Source organism: Stenotrophomonas sp. 364, assembly GCF_009832905.1.
GTDB lineage: Bacteria > Pseudomonadota > Gammaproteobacteria > Xanthomonadales > Xanthomonadaceae > Stenotrophomonas > Stenotrophomonas maltophilia_AP.
Window position 1 is genome coordinate 1,840,007 of sequence record NZ_CP047135.1, and the last position, 19,444, is coordinate 1,859,450.

At 67.1% G+C, this 19,444-nt stretch carries 19 protein-coding genes; 3 read left to right on the plus strand and 16 right to left on the minus strand.

What is annotated here, in order from left to right; translation table 11 throughout:
* Positions 1-26 precede the first annotated feature (26 nt).
* From GQ674_RS08500 to GQ674_RS08575, 16 genes are all read right to left on the minus strand, one after another.
* Positions 27-1,202, minus strand: a complete 1,176-nt coding sequence (locus GQ674_RS08500) for a flagellin (RefSeq protein ID WP_159496697.1) — start codon at positions 1,200-1,202, stop codon at positions 27-29.
* Between the two features lie 79 nt (positions 1,203-1,281).
* Complete coding sequence (locus GQ674_RS08505; RefSeq protein ID WP_159496698.1) at positions 1,282-2,439, minus strand: flagellin; 1,158 nt, start codon at positions 2,437-2,439, stop codon at positions 1,282-1,284.
* An 87-nt stretch (positions 2,440-2,526) separates the two neighbouring features.
* On the minus strand, positions 2,527-3,723 hold the full coding sequence (locus GQ674_RS08510; protein WP_159496699.1) for a flagellin: 1,197 nt from the start codon (positions 3,721-3,723) through the stop codon (positions 2,527-2,529).
* 72 nt (positions 3,724-3,795) lie between these two features.
* Complete coding sequence (locus GQ674_RS08515) at positions 3,796-4,962, minus strand: flagellin (RefSeq protein WP_159496700.1); 1,167 nt, start codon at positions 4,960-4,962, stop codon at positions 3,796-3,798.
* Positions 4,963-5,674: 712 nt separating this feature from the next.
* Positions 5,675-6,877 carry a flagellar hook-associated protein FlgL gene (gene flgL / locus GQ674_RS08520; protein ID WP_159496701.1) on the minus strand — a complete coding sequence of 401 codons (1,203 nt, stop codon included), beginning with the start codon at positions 6,875-6,877 and terminating at the stop codon, positions 5,675-5,677.
* The gene (gene flgK, locus GQ674_RS08525; protein ID WP_159496702.1) at positions 6,874-8,754 is read right to left on the minus strand and encodes a flagellar hook-associated protein FlgK; all 1,881 of its coding nucleotides are present in this window, start codon (positions 8,752-8,754) and stop codon (positions 6,874-6,876) included. The genes flgL and flgK overlap by 4 nt, the downstream gene beginning before the upstream one ends.
* Before the next feature lie 8 nt (positions 8,755-8,762).
* The gene (gene flgJ / locus GQ674_RS08530; protein WP_159496703.1) at positions 8,763-9,986 is read right to left on the minus strand and encodes a flagellar assembly peptidoglycan hydrolase FlgJ; all 1,224 of its coding nucleotides are present in this window, start codon (positions 9,984-9,986) and stop codon (positions 8,763-8,765) included.
* Position 9,987: 1 nt separating this feature from the next.
* Positions 9,988-11,172 (minus strand): flagellar basal body P-ring protein FlgI, encoded by a 1,185-nt coding sequence (locus tag GQ674_RS08535; protein WP_159496704.1) that lies wholly within the window; start codon positions 11,170-11,172, stop codon positions 9,988-9,990.
* A 7-nt stretch (positions 11,173-11,179) separates the two neighbouring features.
* Complete coding sequence (flgH, locus tag GQ674_RS08540) at positions 11,180-11,872, minus strand: flagellar basal body L-ring protein FlgH (protein WP_159496705.1); 693 nt, start codon at positions 11,870-11,872, stop codon at positions 11,180-11,182.
* Positions 11,873-11,895: 23 nt separating this feature from the next.
* A complete protein-coding gene (flgG, locus tag GQ674_RS08545) occupies positions 11,896-12,681 on the minus strand; it encodes a flagellar basal-body rod protein FlgG (RefSeq protein ID WP_038688435.1) in 786 nt (261 codons plus the stop codon).
* A 106-nt stretch (positions 12,682-12,787) separates the two neighbouring features.
* On the minus strand, positions 12,788-13,540 hold the full coding sequence (locus GQ674_RS08550; RefSeq protein ID WP_137189434.1) for a flagellar basal body rod protein FlgF: 753 nt from the start codon (positions 13,538-13,540) through the stop codon (positions 12,788-12,790).
* A 32-nt stretch (positions 13,541-13,572) separates the two neighbouring features.
* On the minus strand, positions 13,573-14,796 hold the full coding sequence (flgE, locus tag GQ674_RS08555; protein ID WP_128097572.1) for a flagellar hook protein FlgE: 1,224 nt from the start codon (positions 14,794-14,796) through the stop codon (positions 13,573-13,575).
* Positions 14,797-14,828: 32 nt separating this feature from the next.
* Positions 14,829-15,512 carry a flagellar hook capping FlgD N-terminal domain-containing protein gene (locus tag GQ674_RS08560; protein ID WP_128097573.1) on the minus strand — a complete coding sequence of 228 codons (684 nt, stop codon included), beginning with the start codon at positions 15,510-15,512 and terminating at the stop codon, positions 14,829-14,831.
* 26 nt (positions 15,513-15,538) lie between these two features.
* Positions 15,539-15,946, minus strand: coding sequence for a flagellar basal body rod protein FlgC (gene flgC / locus GQ674_RS08565; RefSeq protein ID WP_038688429.1), 408 nt, complete (start codon positions 15,944-15,946; stop codon positions 15,539-15,541).
* A gap of 3 nt (positions 15,947-15,949) precedes the next feature.
* Entirely contained in the window at positions 15,950-16,345 is a 396-nt protein-coding gene (flgB, locus tag GQ674_RS08570) for a flagellar basal body rod protein FlgB (RefSeq protein ID WP_038688427.1), read from the minus strand.
* 644 nt (positions 16,346-16,989) lie between these two features.
* On the minus strand, positions 16,990-17,940 hold the full coding sequence (locus GQ674_RS08575; protein ID WP_159496706.1) for a chemotaxis protein: 951 nt from the start codon (positions 17,938-17,940) through the stop codon (positions 16,990-16,992).
* A gap of 105 nt (positions 17,941-18,045) precedes the next feature.
* Between GQ674_RS08575 and flgA the strand changes: the two genes are divergently transcribed.
* The 3 genes from flgA to GQ674_RS08590 all read left to right on the plus strand — a co-directional run bounded on the left by flgA (position 18,046) and on the right by GQ674_RS08590 (position 19,443).
* Positions 18,046-18,696 carry a flagellar basal body P-ring formation chaperone FlgA gene (gene flgA, locus GQ674_RS08580; protein ID WP_128096652.1) on the plus strand — a complete coding sequence of 217 codons (651 nt, stop codon included), beginning with the start codon at positions 18,046-18,048 and terminating at the stop codon, positions 18,694-18,696.
* A gap of 109 nt (positions 18,697-18,805) precedes the next feature.
* The gene (flgM, locus tag GQ674_RS08585; protein ID WP_128096651.1) at positions 18,806-19,108 is read left to right on the plus strand and encodes a flagellar biosynthesis anti-sigma factor FlgM; all 303 of its coding nucleotides are present in this window, start codon (positions 18,806-18,808) and stop codon (positions 19,106-19,108) included.
* Positions 19,105-19,443, plus strand: a complete 339-nt coding sequence (locus GQ674_RS08590; protein WP_159496707.1) for a flagellar protein FlgN — start codon at positions 19,105-19,107, stop codon at positions 19,441-19,443. The genes flgM and GQ674_RS08590 overlap by 4 nt, the downstream gene beginning before the upstream one ends.
* The last annotated feature ends 1 nt before the right edge of the window (position 19,444 follow it).

The following is a 19,444-nucleotide window of genomic DNA, read 5'->3' on the forward strand; positions in this document are numbered from 1 at the left end:
GGTTGCCGGCGGCGTGGACGCGTGGATCAGCGCAGCAGGCTGAGCACGTTCTGCGGCACCTGGTTGGCCTGGGCCAGCATGGCCGTACCGGCCTGCTGCAGGATCTGGGTGCGGGTCAGCTCTGCGGTTTCCTTGGCGAAGTCGGTATCGCGGATGCGGCTACGCGATGCCGAGAGGTTCTCCGTGGAGGTCTGCAGGTTGGCCACAACCGAGGTGAAGCGGTTCTGGATGGCACCGAGGTCGGCGCGGGTGTTGTTGATCGAGCTCAGGGCCTTGTCGACAACTTCCAGCGCCTGCTGTGCACCCTTGACCGTGGAGATGTCGATCTTGTCGGCATACACCTTGGTCGGCGCGGCACCCGCGGTGTAGTCCGCGGCGGTGGTGGTGAACGCGGTGAATGCGCCGCTGCTGTTGACACTGTCCTTCACCGAGCTCAGCGTCACCGCACCGGCGGCGTCAGCTTCGGCATACACACCGGCTTCGCCGATCTTGGCATTGATGGCCGTTGCAATGGCCTTGCCGGTAGCGGCCTGGTTGGCCGCCTCATCGCCGACGCTCTTGACCGTCATCGCGTCGAACTTGACCACGGTGCCCTTGCTGTCGGTGATGGTGAACGCCGCAACGGCGGTGTCGGTGTCATCGGCGGCGGTGGTCGAGGCAGCGATGGTGCCGGTGGCGAACTGCGCGCCACCCAGTGCATTGGTCTTGGCGTCCACCACCTTGTCGATGGCAATGGCCTGGCCGGCGTTGGCGCCCACCTGGAACAGCTGGCTGGAGAACGAGCCGTCCAGCAGCTTGGTGCCGTTGAAGTCGGACTGCTTGGCCACGCGGTCGATTTCGCTGACCAGCTGGGTCACTTCGGCCTGCAGGGCCTTGCGGTCACTGGCCGAGTTGGTGGCGTTGGAGGCCTGCACCGACAGTTCGCGGACGCGCTGCAGGTTGTTGCCGATTTCGGTCAGCGAACCTTCGGCGACCTGGGCCAGCGAAATGCCGTCGTTGGCATTGCGGATGGCCACGTCGGTGCCGCGGATCTGAGTGCCGAAGCGCTCGGAGATGGCCAGGCCGGCGGCATCGTCCTTGGCGCTGTTGATGCGCGAACCGGACGACAGACGCTGGATGGTGGTGGCCAGGGAGCTGCCGCTGGTGCTCAGGTTACGCTGAGCATTCAACGACATCGTATTGGTGTTGATGACTTGTGCCATGGTGTTTCCTTCGGGCGTACGTGGAGCGTGGTGCGGTGGAAGCGGCGCCGGTTGCCCGGCGCCTTCGAATCACGCGGGATCAGCGCAGCAGGCTGAGCACGTTCTGCGGCACCTGGTTGGCCTGGGCCAGCATGGCCGTACCGGCCTGCTGCAGGATCTGGGTGCGGGTCAGCTCTGCGGTTTCCTTGGCGAAATCGGTATCGCGGATGCGGCTACGCGAGGCCGACAGGTTCTCCGTGGAGGTCTGCAGGTTGGCAACGACCGAGGTGAAGCGGTTCTGCACGGCGCCCAGGTCGGCGCGGGTGTTGTTGATCGAGCTCAGGGCGTTGTCGACCAGCGACAGTGCCTTCTGCGCACCGGTCACCGTGGACACGTCCAGGTTGGCGACATTGGCGGTGGTCACAGCGGCATCGGCCGTCTGCGCAAAGCCAGCCGCGCCGGTCAGGGTGATGTCGCCGTCGGCCATGGCCACGCCGTCCTTGACCTGGGTGACCACGATCTTGCCCGTGTCATCCAGCTCTGCCAGCACGCCGGTTTCGCCGAGCTTGGAGTTGATGGCGGTGACGGCAGCCTTGTTCTGGTCGGCCACGGTCGCGCCGCTCTTCAGTTCGATCTTGTCCAGCGTGACGGTGGCCGAACCGACCTTGATGGTGCCGGTCAGGGTGGCATCGGCGGTCAGGGCGGCCGTCGCATCAGCCACCTTGCCGGTAGCGAAGGTCGACGTACCCAGCTTGGCGGTCGTGGCATCGACGATCTTGTCGATGGCGATCGCCTGGCCGGCGTTGGCGCCGACCTGGAACAGCTGGCTGGAGAACGAGCCGTCCAGCAGCTTGGTGCCGTTGAAGTCGGACTGCTTGGCGACGCGGTCGATTTCGCTGACCAGCTGGGTGACTTCGGCCTGCAGGGCCTTGCGGTCACTGGCCGAGTTGGTGGCGTTGGAGGACTGCACGGCCAGTTCGCGGACGCGCTGCAGGTTGTTGCCGATTTCGGTCAGCGAACCTTCTGCAACCTGGGCCAGCGAGATGCCGTCGTTGGCATTGCGGATGGCCACGTCGGTGCCGCGGATCTGGGTGCCGAAACGCTCGGAGATGGCCAGGCCAGCCGCGTCGTCCTTGGCGCTGTTGATGCGCGAACCCGACGACAGGCGCTGGATGGTGGTGGCCAGCGAGCTGCCGCTGGTGCTCAGGTTACGCTGAGCATTCAACGACATCGTGTTGGTGTTGATGACTTGTGCCATGGAAGTTCCTTCAGGCGTGGGTGGAGCGTTGGACGTCGGTGTCGATGCCGGCGCCGGTCACGCCGGCGCCGGCACTGCAGGCGGGGATCAGCGCAGCAGGCTGAGCACGTTCTGCGGCACCTGGTTGGCCTGGGCCAGCATGGCCGTACCGGCCTGCTGCAGGATCTGGGTGCGGGTCAGCTCTGCGGTTTCCTTGGCGAAGTCGGTATCGCGGATGCGGCTACGCGAGGCCGACAGGTTCTCCGTGGAGGTCTGCAGGTTGGCCACGACCGAGGTGAAGCGGTTCTGCACGGCGCCGAGGTCGGCACGGGTGCTGTTGATCGAGCCCAGCGCCTTGTCGACGATTTCCAGCGCCTGCTGTGCACCCTTGACGGTGCTGACATCCAGGTCGCTGGCGAACTTGTTGGCCGGTGCGGCGGCGGCGGCCGTGGCGGTGAAGGTCGGTGCGGCGGCGCCGCCGGTCCAGGTGCCCGGAGTGGCCGTGATCGCCTTGAAGGTGCCGTCGGTGTTGACGCTGTCCTTGACCGAGGTCAGAGTGACAGCATCGCCTGCGGCGTTGACCTCGGCGAAGACGCCGGTTTCACCGATCTTGGCGTTGATCGCGCTGACCACCGCTTCGCGGGAGGCCTTGCCGGTAGCGGCCAGGTCGGCACCCTGCTTGACCTCGACATCGGCGATGTCCACGCCGTTGATCTTCATGCCGGTGATCTTGAAATCGGCATTGGCGGCCGGGTTGGCCAGGGCCAGCGAGTTGCTGTCGAACTTGGCACCGCCCAGGGCGTTGGCCTTGGCGTCCACCACCTTGTCGATGGCGATCGCCTGGCCGGCGTTGGCACCGACCTGGAACAGCTGGCTGGAGAACGAGCCGTCCAGCAGCTTGGTGCCGTTGAAGTCGGACTGCTTGGCGACGCGGTCGATTTCGCTGACCAGCTGGGTCACTTCGGCCTGCAGGGCCTTGCGGTCGCTGGCCGAGTTGGTGGCGTTGGAGGCCTGCACGGCCAGTTCACGGACGCGCTGCAGGTTGTTGCCGATTTCGGTCAGCGAGCCTTCGGCGACCTGGGCCAGCGAGATGCCGTCGTTGGCATTGCGGATGGCCACGTCGGTGCCGCGGATCTGGGTGCCGAAGCGCTCGGAGATCGCCAGGCCAGCCGCGTCGTCCTTGGCGCTGTTGATGCGCGAACCGGACGACAGACGCTGGATGGTGGTGGCCAGGGAGCTGCCGCTGGTGCTCAGGTTACGCTGAGCATTCAACGACATCGTGTTGGTATTGATGACTTGTGCCATGGGAAGAGGTCCTTGAGCGGTTGCACGTGATTTGGGTTAGACGCTCATGACGTGCTTCAGGAGCGGCTCATGTCAGCGCTGCAACAGGCTGAGCACGTTCTGCGGCACCTGGTTGGCCTGGGCCAGCATGGCCGTACCGGCCTGCTGCAGGATCTGGGTGCGGGTCAGCTCTGCGGTTTCCTTGGCGAAGTCGGTATCGCGGATGCGGCTGCGCGAGGCGGACAGGTTTTCCGAGGAGGTCTGCAGGTTTGCGACAACGGAAGTGAAGCGGTTCTGGATCGCGCCGAGGTCGGCGCGGACGCTGTTTACCGATTCCAGTGCCTTGTCGACAATTTCCAGCGCCTTCTGTGCACCGATGTAGGACGAGACATCCAGGTCCTGCACGAAGCTGGAGGTGGCGGTGGCGGCAACCGAGCTGGGCGCGGCGGCGGTGGAATCGGCCAGGCCGAGCTGGGCGGCGCCGTCGATGACCAGGTCGCGGTCGGCCTGGACCGAGGTGAGCTTCAGGCGGTGGGTGTCGGGGGTGCCGGCGGTGGTGACCACTTCGGCATAGACACCGGCTTCGCCGATCTTGCTGTTGATCTGGGCAGCGGCGGAGGCGGCAAACTCGGCGGTGGTCTTGCCGGTGATGGTGCCGATGGCGGCGCCGTTGATGGTGACGCCGGTCAGGTCGGTGATGGTGGCGACGTCGGCGGTGCTGTCCACGGGGGCGGCGAACTTGGCGTTGCCCAGCGAGCTGGCCTTGGCGTCGACCACGTTGTTGATGGCGATGGCCTGGCCGGCGTTGGCGCCGACCTGGAACAGCTGGCTGGTGAAGCTGCCGTCGAGCAGTTTGGTGCCGTTGAAGTCGGACTGCTTGGCCACGCGGTCGATTTCGCTGACCAGCTGGGTGACTTCGGCCTGGAGGGCCTTGCGGTCGCTGGCGGAGTTGGTGGCGTTGGAGGCCTGGACGGCCAGTTCGCGGACGCGCTGCAGGTTGTTGCCGATTTCGCTCAGGGAGCCTTCGGCGACCTGGGCCAGCGAGATGCCGTCGTTGGCATTGCGGATGGCGACGTCGGTGCCGCGGATCTGGGTGCCGAAGCGCTCGCTGATGGCCAGGCCGGCGGCGTCGTCTTTCGCGCTGTTGATGCGCAGACCAGACGAGAGGCGCTGGATGGTGGTAGCGAGCGAGCTGCCGCTGGTGCTCAGGTTGCGCTGAGCGTTGAGCGACATCGTATTGGTGTTGATTACCTGTGCCATGGGTCGTCTCCCTTATTGGAATCCCGGTGGTGAATGGAACGAAGCGCCGCCGTTTTTTTTTGTTTGGCTGTGTGCTTCGCTGTTGCCAAATCAATAACGGCGCTTTGTCAACAACCTTTAGGCGGAAATTTCGCTGGGGTTGCCGGTGCTGCCGTCCGGGGCCTTGGCTGTGCACCCCGATAGAAGGGTTAACGGCGCGGGAGGCGGAAATTGAAGGGGTTTTCACGCGTATCGCCGGGCGCGGCCGGGCTCGCGCCGTAGAGCCGGGCTCTGCCCGGCTTGCATCCACAGCTCGACGTAGAGCCGGGCTCTGCCCGGCTTGCATCCACAGCCACAGCCAAAGCCAAGCGCCGCATCGGCCACGTCCAGGGAGGCCCGGCCCGGGTGGGCCGGCGGGACACGCCGTAAACCTCGCTCCGCGGTCCGGCCCAGCCGCTGGCGGCTGTGCGTTCAGTCGCATGCGAGGCAGTGCCTCGCGAGCAATGCGTCTTCACCCCTGGGGGCTCGTGGGCGCCATCCATGGCGCCCAACGGTCCCGCCAACCCACTCGGGCCGGGCCGGGCCTTCCTGAGTAGGTCGGCGCGCAAGCAAGGGGCGGTAGAGCAGGGCATCGGCTGCGGCGCGGGCGCATTCGAAGACGCACAACAAAAAAAGGCCGCGATGCTGTTCGCATCGCGGCCTTCAGGCCTTCATGGCATTTCGTAACGCGCTGTCAGCGCAGCGTGTTGAACAACGACATCTGCTGCATCTGCGAGAACAGGGTCTGTGCAGCCTGCAGTGCAGTGCTTTCCAGCTGGTACTGGCTGATGGCGTCGGCGTAGTCCAGGTCGCGCATCTGCGAGAGCGTGCCCTTGAGGGTGACGGTGTTGGATTCGCGCATGTCCGCGACATTGTCCAGCGCCTTGAGCTGGGCCCCGCCTGCGGCGCGGGAGTCGATCATGCGTTCGGAGGCGCGGGCGACGTCGCGCAGGCCACTTTGCAGCAGGTTCTGCTGGGCGGCGGACTGGCTGGCGCTGCCGGTGTCCATTTTCAGCGAGCCGATCAGGCTGTCCAGGGTGCTGAAGATGTCGCGGCTGGTGGCGGGGCTCACGTTGAAGGTGTCGCCGGCGGCCGGCTTGCCGTCCACGTGCAGGCGCACGCCATTGAGGACCAGGTCGTCGCCGGCCTTCATGGTGCCGGTGGACACCACGGTGCCGGTGTCGTCGAGCAGTTCGTACTGGTCGGCGGCGGTGAAGCGCACGCTGAAGGCCTTTCCGTCCCAGCTGTTGCTGCCGTCGCGGGTGACGTTGGTCAGCACGCCGGTGCCGGTGTTGCCGGTGGCGGCCGCACCATCCACGTGGCCATCGCCGGTGCCGATGCGCAGGAAGATCTCGCTGCCGGGCAGGGCGTCGAGCACGTAGGTGTCCGGGCCCACTTCCACCTGGCGCTGGTTCTGGTCGCCGTTGTAGACCACCTTGCCGTCGACCTGGCTGAAGGGCGGGCTGCCGTCGGCGGTGCCGCCGAACAGGTAGCGACCGGTGCCGTCGGTGCTGTTGGCCAGCGCCAGCAGGTTGCTGCGGATCGCCTCGATTTCGGTGACCATCGACTGCTTGTCGGCCGCAGCCAGCGCCGGATTATTGGCGTAGATGGTCAGTTCGGTGATGCGGCCCATCATGTCACCGACCTGGGCCAGTGCGTTTTCCTGCAGGCCCAGCCGGTTCTGCACGTTGCCGGCGTTGAGCTGCATGCGGTCCAGCGAGGCCAGCGTGCGGTCCAGGCCCACGGCGGCGCCGGAGGCGACCGGGTCGTCCTTGGCGGTCACCAGGCGGCGACCGGTGGCGATCTGCTGTTCCAGGTGGCTCATCTTGGCCTGCTTGGCCATCATCAACGAGACCGACTGGCTGAACATCATGCCGGTGGAAATACGGTTGTTCATCGGCCTACGGCTCCGAGGATGGTCTGGAACATGGTGTCGGCGGTGGAGATCAGCTGCGAGGCGGCCTGGTAGGCCTGTTGCAGCCGCAGCATGTCGGCGGCCTCCTCATCCAGGTTGACCCCCGATATGGAATCGCGCGCGGACTGCGCCTGGTCGGTGATGACCTGCTGGGCCTGCAGGGAGTAGTCGGCCGAGCGTGCGGCGGCGCCCACCTGCGTGGTCAGCCCGCCGAGGGCGCCGCTCAGGGTAACGGTGCCATCGTTGAATGCCTTGGCCTGTTCCACCTTCGCCAGCAGCAACGCGTTGCTGTTGTCCGACGAGCCGGCCGGGGTCGGCCCGATGGTGAAGGTGTCACCGGTCTTGGGCGCGCCGTCGAGCACGAAGCTCCAGCCGTTGGCGCTGATGGTCTGGCCGGCGGTGTAGGTGAACGGGCCGGCGCCATCCAGCGTGTACTGGGTGCCGCTGGTGAACACGATCGCGGCCGGGTTGCGCAGGCCGGCATTGCCGTGGTCGGTCACCTTGACCCCGGTCAGCTTGCCCGTGCCGCTGTTGGACAGGGCGGCGGTGCCTTTGATCGGGGCGGCAGCGGCAATGCGCGAGGTGTCGGTGATGGCCACCGACATCGTGCCGGCCACGCCGGCGGTGGGCTGCAGCAGCATGCGGTCGTTCAGCGCCGGGGTGCCGGTCATCACCAGCTCCACGCCATTGAGCACCAGCGGGTCGGTGGCGGTGCCGGTGCCGGTCATGGCGATCGCCACGCCAGTGTCAGCGCGGCTGGCCTGCCACTGGGTGCCGTCGAACTTCAGCACCACGTTCTGCCCGTCCAGCTTGGACAGGTCGCCGAAGCTGGCGGTCATGCTGGCGGTACCAGCATTGCCGGCATGGCCGGTGATGCGCGGCGCGCCGATGTTGAAGAAGTCGCCGCCCAGGTTGCCGTACAGGTCCGCGCCCTGGCGGTGCACGTCGTTGAAGCTGCTGGCCATGCCGATCGCCAGCTTGCCCAGTTCGGCCTGGGTGGGGGTCAGCACGGTGTCGCGGAACTCCAGCAGCCCGCCGATCTGGCCGCCGAGCGTCTTCGATTCCAGGGTGAGCTTCTGGCCGGCACTTTCCAGCGCCAGCTGCAGGCGCTCGGGCATGTACGGGTCCGATACGGTGGTGACCTTGGACGCGGTGGTGCCCACCACCAGCGCCTGGCCGCCGGCCGTGTAGACGTTCATGATGCCGCCGTCCTGCATCACCGCGTTGCCGCCGGTGTAGCCGACCAGGTTGGCGATCAGTTGGTCGCGACGGTCCAGCAGGTCCGGCGCGGCATTGGCCGCGTTGCCGCCGATGGCGCCATTGAGCTGCGCGATTTCCTTGGCCAGCCGGTTGATCTCGCTGGCGCCGGCGATCAGGCCGTTGTTGACCTCGCCGTTGAGTGTGTTGAGCTGTCCGTTGAGCTGCTGGAAGCGGTTGGCCAGGGTCTTGCCCCCGTCCAGCATGTTCTGGCGGTCGGCGGTGCCGGAGGCGTTGGAGGACAGGCCGCTGACGGTGTCGAAGAAGCTGGACCAGACCCCGGATACGTTGGTGGCGGTATCGGAGAACATCGCATCGACGCGGTCGGCCATGCTGGACAGCTGCTTCAGCCGCGCCAGTTCGCCGCTGCCATCGAGCAGCCGCGAGATCGCCAGCTGGTCGGCTACGCGGCGGATGTCGCTGATGCGCGTGCCATTGCCCACGTCGCCATACCCGAAGTTCTGCGGGTTGGCGGTGGCGAAGTCGACCTTCTGCCGGCTGTAGCCGGGCGTGTTGATGTTGGCGACGTTATGGCTGGTGGTCGCCAACGCCCGCTGGAAGGCGAGCAGGGCGCTGGTGCCGGTGGAAAGTACGCTGGACATGGGTTACCTCAACGACGGATGACACCCAGCCCGGTCGGGCTGGCGGTGCTGGCAAAGGTGCGGCCCAGCTGCTGGCTGGCATCGCCCACGGCGGCGATGGCGCGCTCGATGGTCGGGCCGCCGGCAATCGCGGCGATCTTGGCCGCGTAACTGGGATCGGTGGCGTAGCCGGCCTTCTGAAGGCCCTGGGCAAAGCCGCGGACGTCGCCGCCAGCCTGCAGCGCGTTCTGGTAACGCGGGCTGTTCTTGAGCAGTTTCACGTAGTCGGCAAAGCTGTCGCCGACCGAGGTGTAGGCGCGGAAGCTGGCGGTTTCGTTGCGGCGCACGCCGTCCACATATTCATGCGTGCCGCTGCTGGCGCGCTCGCCGCTCCAGCCGGTGGCCTTGATCCCGAACAGGTTGTGCGAGCTGCCGCCGCCGTTGCGCTGCACCAGCTTGCGGCCCCAGCCGGTTTCCAGCGCGGCCTGGGCGACCAGCGCCTTGGCGTCCACGCCCAGTTCGCGCGCGGCCTGCTGGGCATGGCCCCAGATGCTGGCCACGAAGCCTTCCGGGGTGTGCGGGCCGAGCTTGGCGGCGGCGGTGTTGGCCGCCAGCGTGTCGACCGCGCCGGGGCCACGCGCGGTGTCGGTGACGCCGCTCCAGCGGTCGTTGGCCAGCGCCGCCCAGTTTTCCTGGGTGGGCTCGCTCACGCCCGGCGGCGTGGCATACGGATCGCTCCGACCGATCGCCTCGTGCATCTGGCTGCTTTCGCGGCCGGCGATCAGGTCCAGGGCGCGCTCCATTGGCTGCAGCACCGCCGACGGATCGGCGCCACGCAGCTGCTGCAGCAGGTCCACTTCGCTTGGCGCGCTGGCCGGGGCGGTGCCGGCGGGCAGCGCCATCGGCGTGGCGGCGGGCGCGTTGAGCCGGTAGGCACGCAGCGCGGCCGCCGGGTTCAGCGCGGTGTCGGTCGGTTTGGCCGCGTCGGCCTCGGCGCCGCCCAGCTGGCGGGTGATCATCGCCGACAGTCCCAGGCCGCGGCCCCGGGTCATTGCCTCGGCGATCTTCTTGTCGTACATCTCGCGGAACATGGTGTTTTCGGCGGGGAACAGCGAATCGCCGAAGCTGGCATCGCGCATGCTCTTGACCAGCATCTGCGCGAACTGGCCTTCCAGCTGGCGCGCCACCTTGTCGACCTTGGCCGGGCTGTTGGCCTGGGTCGGATTGAGTTCCAGTGCGGGAGTGATGCGCATGTCAGATCACCTCGAGTTCGGCGCTCAGCGCGCCGGCCTGCTTGAGGGCTTCCAGGATGGCGATCAGGTCGCCGGGGGCCGCGCCCACCGCGTTGACCGCGTGCACGATCTCATCCAGCGTGGTCCCGCCAGTGAACTTGAACATGCGGCTGCCATCGTTGGTGGCGGTGATGGTGGACTGCGGCGTGGCCACGGTCTGGCCATTGCCGAACGCGTTGGGCTGGCTGACGTTGGTGTTTTCGTTGATGGTCACAGTCAGCGAGCCATGCGAAATGGCCGCCGCGCCCACCCGCACCTGCGCGCCGATCACCACCGTGCCGGTACGCGCGTTGACCACCACCTTGGCCGGCGCACTGCCGGGGGTGAGTTCCAGGTTCTCGATGCGCGCCAGCAGGCCGATGCGTGCGCCCGGGTCGCTGGGCGACTGCACCGACACCGTCACGCCGTCGATCGCGCGCGCGGCGCCATCGCCGAAGGCGTTGTTGAGTGCGGCGACCATGCGCGACACCGTGGTGAAGTCGTTCTTGTGCAGGTTCAGGGTGATGTCGCCGCCGCCGTTGAACACGTCCGGCAGCGCGCGCTCGACAGTGGCACCGTTGGGGATGCGGCCCACGCTGGGCACGTTCACCGACACCCGCGACCCGTCCTTGCCCTGCGCGCCGAAGCCGCCGACCACCAGGTTGCCTTGGGCGATCGCGTAGACCTGGCCGTCGGCACCGCGCAGCGGCGCCATCAGCAGCGAGCCGCCGCGCAGCGACACCGCGTTGCCGATCGACGACACGGTGATGTCGATCGGCTGGCCCGGCTTGGCGAACGGCGGCAGCTCGGCATGGATGGCCACGGCGGCCACGTTTTTCAGCTGCGGGTTGACGTTGGCCGGCACGTTCACGCCCAGCTCGCCCAGCAGGTTCTTCAGGCTCTGCACGGTGAAGGGTGCCTGGCTGGTGCGGTCGCCGCTGCCGTCCAGGCCGACCACCAGGCCATAGCCCACCAGCGCATTGGTGCGCACGCCGCCCACCTGGGCCAGGTCCTTGATGCGTTCGGCAGACGCCGGGGCAACCACCGCGAACACGGCCAGCAGCGCCAGCACCGCGCGCATCGGGTAGAGCGTCGCCGCGCGTCGCTGCTGTGCCGCGTAGAGCGACGTCATACGTCGCTGCCCGAACAGGGAAAAGGAAAAGGTCATGTCAGGCTCAGAACGGCGTCAACGCCGAGTTGAAGAAGCGGCTCAGCCAGCCCATTGCATTGGACTGGGCAACCGGGCCGCGGCCGCCGTAGACGATGCGGGCATCGGCAACGCGGCTGGACGGAATGGTGTTGTCGGGGAAGATGTCCGCGGCGCGCACGATGCCCTGCACCTGCACCAGCTCGTTGCCCTGGTTCAGGCGCAGGTTCTTGGCACCCTGGACCACCAGGTTGCCGTTGGGCAGGCGCTGCACCACCGTGACGGTCACGCTGCCCTGCAGGCGGTTGCTCTGCGCGCTGGTGCCCTTGCCGGTGAAGTCGCGCGAACCGGCCGCGCTGGCGGCCAGGATGTCCTTGCCGCCCAGGGTCACCGGTGCGCCGAACAGGGTCGGGGTGCCGATGCTCAACTCCGATTCCTTGGCCGTGGTGGTGTTGGCGGTGGTCTGCGCGGTGGTGCTTTCGGTCAGGGTGATGGTCAGCAGGTCGCCGACATCACGCGCGCGGCGGTCCGAGTACAGCTGCAGGCCGGGGCCGGCGGCGTAGATCGCACCGGCGGTGGCCTGCGCGGTCGGCGCCACGATCGGGGTGATCGGCGCCATCGCGGGATAGGGCCGGACATCGCCGGCGATGACGCAGCCGCCGAGCAGGGCGACCACGGAGCTGGCAAGCAGCAGGCGAAGGGTAGGGCGCAGGGGCGACATGGCAGTGCTTCCGGTTCGGCCGATCAGACGTTCTGGTTGAGGTAACCGAGCATCGCGTCGGTGGTGGAGATCGCCTTGGCGTTCATTTCGTAGGCGCGCTGGGTTTCGATCATCGACACCAGCTCTTCGACCACGTTGACGTTGCTGCCTTCCAGCGCACCCTGCACCACGCCGCCCAGGCCGTTCAGGCCGGGGTTGCCGTTCTGTGCGGGGCCCGAGGCGGTGGTTTCCAGGAACAGGTTTTCACCGCGTGCCTGCAGGCCGGCCGGGTTGACGAAGTCGGTCAGGGTCAGCGCGCCGATCTCCACCGAGGCTGCGTCGTCGGCCATCTTCACGCTGATGGTGCCGTCGGTGCCGATGGTGAGCGACTGCGCGCCTTCGGGAATCTGGATGCCCGGCTGCACCGGGTAGCCGCTGTTGGTGACCAGTTCGCCCTGCTGGTTGCGCTGGAACGAGCCGTCACGGGTATAGGCCGAGGAACCGTCGGGCATCTGCACTTCGAAGAAGCCGCGGCCGTTGACCATCACGTCCAGCGCGCGACCGGTCTGCTGCTGGCTGCCCTGCTCGAAGTTCTTCGAGGTGGCTACCACGCGCACGCCGGTGCCCAGCTGCAGGCCGGTGGGCAGCTGGGTCTGCGCCGAGGATGCGCCTCCGGGCTGACGCACCTGCTGGTACAGCAGGTCTTCGAAACTGGCACGGTCCTGCTTGAAGCCGGTGGTGTTGGTGTTGGCGAGGTTGTTGGAAACCACCGACATGCGCGTCTGCTGCGCATCCAGTCCGGTCTTGGCGATCCACAATGCCTGGTTCATGGCGATGTTCCTTTGTCTGTTGCGGGTGGCCGCATGGGGCGGCCGTTACAGGAAGCGAATGCATGGCGCGTGCCAGAACCGCGCCGGAAAGCCGTCACCGGGGCGATCAGCCGCCCAGGCGCAGCAGGCTGTTGGCGCTGCGGGCGTTGTCGTCGCCGTGCTTGATCACCTTCACCTGCATTTCGTACTGGCGCTGCAGCTGGATCATCTGCACCAGTGCGCCGGCGGCATCGACGTTGCTGCCTTCCAGCTGGCCGCTTTCCAGGGATTTGCCCTGGGCCTGCACGAACGGCTGCTGCGGATCGGTGTTGCGCATCAGGCCGTCCAGGCCGCGTTCCAGGCGTTCGTCGGCGGCGGCGACCACGCGGATCCGGCCGATGTTGGCCATGGTCTGCGGGCCTTCGCCGAGCGGAATGATCGAGATCGTGCCGTCGTTGCCGATGTCCATCGCCTGGTGTGGCGGGATGGCGATCGGCGCGCCGTTCTCGTCCAGCACCGGATGGCCGCCGGCGGTCACCAGCTGGCCATTGGGCGTGATCGAGAGCGCGGCACCCCGGGTGTAGGCTTCACCGCCCCCGGCCGGCGCCTGCACCGCCAGCCAGTTGCCCGACTGCAGCGACAGGTCCAGCGGGTTGCCGGTGATCTGCTGCGCGCCCATGCGCCGGTTGAAGCCGGCGTCGACGTGCAGGGCGTCCACGCGCGAGGCATAGCCGGTGCCCTTGATCGGGAAGGCCTCGGTATTGGCGAGGGCTTCCTTGAAGCCAGGGGTATCGGTGTTGGCCAGGTTGTGCGAGAGCGTGCCCTGTGCCTGCAGCGACGCACGCGCACCGGTCATCGCTACGTAGAGCGCCTTGTCCATCGTCTTGTTCCCGTGATGCGATCAGTGGCTCATCAACGGATGTTGATGATGGTCTGGGTGATCTGGTCCATGGTCGAAACCATCTGCGAATTGGCCTGGAAGTTGCGCTGGGCCGTGATCATGTTGACCAGCTGCTCGGTCAGGTCGACCGTGGAGGCTTCCAGCGAACCGGCCTGGACCTTGCCCAGGTTGGAGCTGTCCGGCGCGCCGGTGCGCGGGGTGCCCGAGCTGAAGGTTTCCACCCACAGGTTGTTGCCCTTGGCTTCCAGGCCCTGGGTGTTGTTGAAGGTGGTCAGTGCCACCTGGCCTAGCGCCTTGTCATCGCCGTTGGAATAACGCGCGTAGACCACGCCGTCTTCGGACACGGTGATCTCGTTGAGCTTGCCGGCCGCGTAGCCATCCTGCTGAGTGTTGCGCAGCGCGAACTTCTCGCCGTACTGGGTGGACCCGGAGATGTCCAGGGTCAGCGCCAGCTGGCCGGCACCGGTGCTCGGAGTAAAGGGGGTCAGGGTGATCTGGCCGTTGGCCGGGGACGTCAAGGCGCCGGCGTTGTTGAAGGTCAGCGTGGTGGCGGCACCGGCAGCCTGGCCGTCGACGTAGTTGTAGACCTGCCATTCGTTGGGATTGGCGGTCTTGACGAAGTACGAGGTCTGGGTGTGGCTGACGCCCAGCGAGTCGTACACGGTGATGCCGCCGGTGGACTGGCTGTAGCTGTTGGAGTCGGTCGGGCTGAACGGGTTGACCGTGGGTACCTTGGCGTCGGCCGGCAGGGTGAAGCTGACGTTGACCTTGCTGGTCTGCTTGGGCGGGCTGTCGGTGGTGAGCAGCTGCAGGTCGACCAGGCGGCCGGCATCGAAGTTGGTGCCATCGGCGTTCGGCGCGAACACCTGCAGGCGCGCACCCTGCGGGTTGGTCACGTACCCGGCCTGGTCGGTCTGGAAGTTGCCGGCGCGCGAGTACACGCGGGCGCCGTTCATGGACATGGTGAAGAAGCCCTCACCGGAAATGGCCATGTCCAGGCTGCGCCCGGTCTGTTCGTTGTTGCCCTGCGAGAACTGCTGGGCCACGTTGGTCAGGCGCACGCCCTGGCCGATGGCATTCTTGGACAGGCCGTAGCTGGTGGCCGAGAACAGGTCGGCGAACTCGGCGCGCGACTGCTTGAAGCCGGTGGTGTTGACGTTGGCGATGTTGTTCGCGGTGACGTTCAGATCGGCATTGGCAGCGTTGATGCCGGACAACGAGACATTGAAGCCCATGGGATTGCTCCTGGTATGCGGGGTGGGGCGGCTCAGCTGATGCGGAGCACGTAGTCGATCGGGGCCGTGCCCAGGCCCTTGAGGTTGAGGTACAGCCCATCGGAGCCGACGGTGACGCTCTCCACCGGGGCTTCGACGTAGGTGTTGGCCTTGGTCTTGGCGCCGGCGCTGTCGGTGAAGGTGGCGGCGAGGGTGTAGCTGCCGGCCGGCATGCGGTTGCCGTTGGCGTCCTTGCCGTCCCATTCGAAGGTGACTTCGCCGGCGGCCTTGGCTTCCACGCTGATCGTGTTGACCTTGACCCCGTTGGCATCGGTGATGTCCACGTTGACGAAGCCGGCGCCGGGCGCGGCGACCATGCCGTTGGTGGCGCCTTCGGTTTCCAGCGACCACTTGGTCGAGGGAATCAGCACGTCGTGGCCCACCAGCGCCGCACCGCGCAGGATCTGGTCGCCGGACATCTGGTCCTGGAAGCCCTTCACGGTGGTGTTGAGGTCGGTGATGCCCTGCACCTGCGACAGCTGCGCCATCTGCGCGACCATCTGGGTGTTGTCCATCGGCTTGAGCGGGTCCTGGTGCTGCAGCTGCTCGGTCATCAGGCGCAGGAAGTCGGCCTGGTCCAGGGTGCTTTTCTTCTTGCTGGTGTCGCTGTTGGGTGCGTTGAGGCCGAGCGCGGAATAGATATCGCTGCCCTGGCCGACGCCGCTGGTGCTGCTCATGACGGTATGTCCTGTGGAATGAAGGGTCAGCGACCCATGGTCAAGGTGGCCAGCGCCAGTTCCTTGGCGGTGGTCAGCATTTCCACGCCGGCCTGGTAATTGCGCGAGGTGGAGATGAGATTGACCATCTGCGCGACCGGGTCGACGTCGGGCTGGTAGATGTAGCCATCGCCATCGGCGAGGGGGTGGCCGGGCTCGTAGCGCTTGATCGGCGCGGCGTCGCTCTGGCTGATTTCCTTGACCTGGACGGTGGTGATGTTGGGGTCGGTGCGGCTGGTGACCGACTGGAAGATGGGTTCGAGCGGCTTGTAGACGGTCTCGGCCGAGCCGGTCACGGTGTCGGCGTTGGAGAGGTTGGAGGCGATGGTGCTCATGCGCACGGACTGGGCCTGGAGGGCAGAGCCGGCGATGTCGAAAATGGGGAGGTTGCTCATGGCTTATTGGCCTGTGATGGCGGTGAGCATGGAGCGCACCTTGGATTCGACGAAGCTGAGCGAGGCGCGGTATTCGAGCGCGGCGCGGCCGTAGGCGGCCCGTTCGGCGTCGGGGTCGACGGTGTTGCCGTCGATGCTGGGCTGAACGCCTTCCTTGGCAATCTGGAAGGGGTTGAGGCCGCCGCCGATGGCGTAATGCTGTTCGTTGGTGGTTTTCATGAGGCCGTTGCTGTCCAGGCCCTGGGCATTGCGCAGGGCGGCATCGAAGTCGAGGTCCTGCGCCTTGTACCCGGGGGTGTCGGCATTGCTCAGGTTGCTGGCGATGAGCTTCATCCGCTGCTCGCGCAACGGCATGGCCTGGGCATGGACCCCCAGATAGTCGGAAATCAGATTGGGCATGGCGCGCTCCCACGGGACGATGGGGGGAGCGGTGCAAGGGCTGTGCCAGTGGGTGGGCGGTGACGGAGGCGGCGCTAGTCATTCCCGCGCGCGGCGAGAGGCGGTAGACCCTGCCGGGACACGCCGTAAATCCATCCCTGGAGGCTCGTGGGCGCCATCCATGGCGCCCAACGGTCCCGGCAGGGTCTACCGCCTCTCGCCCGGACAGGTCTGCATCGTCGGACGGAAATGCCACAGCCGGCTTCGGGAGGAGGGGTTGTGCCGGCCGCTGGCCGGCAACGCCTGCGACGCAGGCGACGTAGAGCCGGGCTCTGCCCGGCTGCGGGACCCTGACGCCCACAAAAAAGCCCAGCAGGGGCTGGGCGTGATGATGAATCGATGCCGCGTTGTGCCGGCGAAGGGAATGCAGCGGCGCCGAGGTAGAGCCGAGCGTTGCTCGGCTGCTTCACCTCAGCCCCAATAGACAAGCGGGCGCCGACCCACCGTAAGCAGGCCGGGGCGGATGGGGTTGCGGGACCGTTGGGCGCCATGGATGGCGCTCACGAGCCCCCAGGGATGGGTTCACGGCGTGTCCCGCAACCCCATCCGCCCCGGCCTGCCCACGGAAACGTGGCCGCCGCTTTTCGGGTGCAACCGCCCCGCGATCAAGCCGCCATCGCCACCTTGCGCAAACGATCCAGCACGAAATCGGCCAGTTCGTGCGGGGAATACTTGGCCACGAACGCGTTGGCGCCGACCCGCTCGACCATTGCGTTGTTGAATACGCCCGACAGCGAGGTGTGCAGCAGCACATACAGCCCGGCCAGGCCGGGGTGGCGACGGATTTCCGTCGTCAGCGTGTAGCCATCCATCGCCGGCATCTCGATGTCCGAGATCACCATCGCGTAGCGCTCGGCCGGGTTCTCGCCCGAGGCGTGGATCTGGATCAGGTGGTCCAGCGCCTGCTTGCCATCGGAGAGCAGCGTCGCGCCTACCCCCAGCTGGTCCAGCACGCTGCGGATCTGCTGGCGCGCCACCCGCGAATCGTCCACCACCAGCACCTGCAACTGCGGGCCGTGGGAGGGCAGCGACTGCGCCAGCGACGGGTCCAGCACCGCTTCGCCACGCACCTGGGCGATGTCGGCCAGCACGCTTTCCACGTCGATCACCTGGATCAGCTCGCCCTGGAACCGCGTGACCGCGGTCAGATAGCTCGACTCGGCGCCCAGTTCCGGCGGCGGGTGGATGTCTTCCACCGCGATGTTGACGATCCGTTCCACCCCGCTGACCAGGAAGCCCTGGATCGACCGGTTGAACTCGGTCACCACCAGGTAGCCCGGGGCCTTGTCCGCGTCCGGTTCCCGTTCGGGGTGGCCGATGGCCAGGCCCAGGTCCAGCACCGGTACCGAGCGGCCGCGTACATCGGCCACGCCGGCGAACTGGCTGGGCAGCCCGGGTACCTGGAACAGGTCCGGACGGCGCAGGACTTCCTGCACCTTGAACACATTCACGCCAAAAAGCTGGCGTCCGCCGAGCCGGAACAGCAGCAGGGCCAGACGATTGTGGCCGGCCAGGCGCGTACGCTGGTCGATGCGGTTGAGCAGGTCATGTGACATGGAAGGGGTATCGGCGCCAGCGCGGTCGACTTGAGGGTTCGGCAAAACCGCGTCCGGCACGCCGCTTGCAGGACGCTGCGCATGTGCCTTGCCCCTGGAGCCGCCATGCGTTGGATCATCCTTGCCCTGCTTGCCGTTGCCGGCGCGCCTGCGTCCGCCGCCGGTGCCTGGCAGCCGGTGGACAGCATCCGCGCCGCCGCGCTGTCGACCCTTCCGGCCGGTAGTGAAGGCGACACCACCCTCGATTCGGCGTTGCGCCTGCCCGTCTGCGGGCAGGGCCTGCGCGCCCAGCCCACCGGCACCAGCACTGTAGAGGTCAGTTGCCCCGATGCGGGCGGCTGGCGGCTGTTCGTGCCGGTCAAGATCCGCCGCAACCAGACCGTGCTCATCCTCAACCGCGGTATCGGGGCTGGAGAAACCATCGCCTTGGCCGATATCACCACTGCCCAGCGTGACGTGGCCCGGATTGCCGGTGCGGCGCTGGCCGATCCGGCCGCCGCGGTCGGGCGGGTGGCCCGGCGTACCTTGAGTGCCGGCAGCCTGCTCGCCGCCAACGACCTGGTCGCCCAGCGCCTGGTGCGCCGGGGCGACAGCGTGGCGCTGGTCTCGCGCTTTGGCGGGGTGGAAGTCCGCGTGGCCGGGAAGGCGCTGGCCGATGCCGGTGAAAATGAACGTGTTTCGGTGGAGAATCTGTCCTCACGCAAGGTCGTGCAGGGTACGGTGGCCACCAATGGCGACGTTTTTGTGACGCGCTGAGCACAATGCTGAACCTGCGGCGGAATTCGTCAAAAAAACCGCAGAACCCCCTAAAGATGGCGGTCCCCATGCCGTTATCCCTTGTGAACCGCATTCCCAGGACAACTTCATGAGCCAGAAAATCGACGGCAACCTGCAGGCCACCGCCCATCTGCGCAGCGTCGCGCTTGGCAGCAAGCCGGCAGCCAGCACCGATGCCCCGACCCGTCCGGTCGAGGCTGCCGACAGCCTGCGCCTGACCGGCGAGGCCACCAGCCTGCAGGCCATGCAGCGCGAACTGAGCACCGCCCCGGCCATCGATGCCGGCCGCGTGCAGGCCGTGCGCGAGTCGCTGCAGAACGGCACTTACAAGATCAACCCCGATGCCATTGCCTCGCGCATGCTCGAGCTGGACCAGCAGCTGCAGGGATGAACCTGGCGATGAGCGAGCCATTGCAGCGCCTCAGCGATGCCTTGGACGTCGAACGCCAGGCATTGGTGGAGCATGACGTGCAGGCGTTGATCCGCGCCACCGGGGCCAAGCTCGACGCGCTGCGTGCGCTGGAGACCACGCTGCCGGTCGGGCAGGGCGAACGCCTGCAGGAACTGGCCGAGCGCAACCGCGCCAACGGCGTATTGCTCTCGCGCCGCCGCCGCGAGGTCAACTGGGCGTTGCGCCAGCTGGGCCGCAGCGAAGCCTCCTCGGCATACGACGCCAAGGGCCAGGCCAACATCCTGCATACGCGGCGGCCGCTGGCCGTCGCCTGAT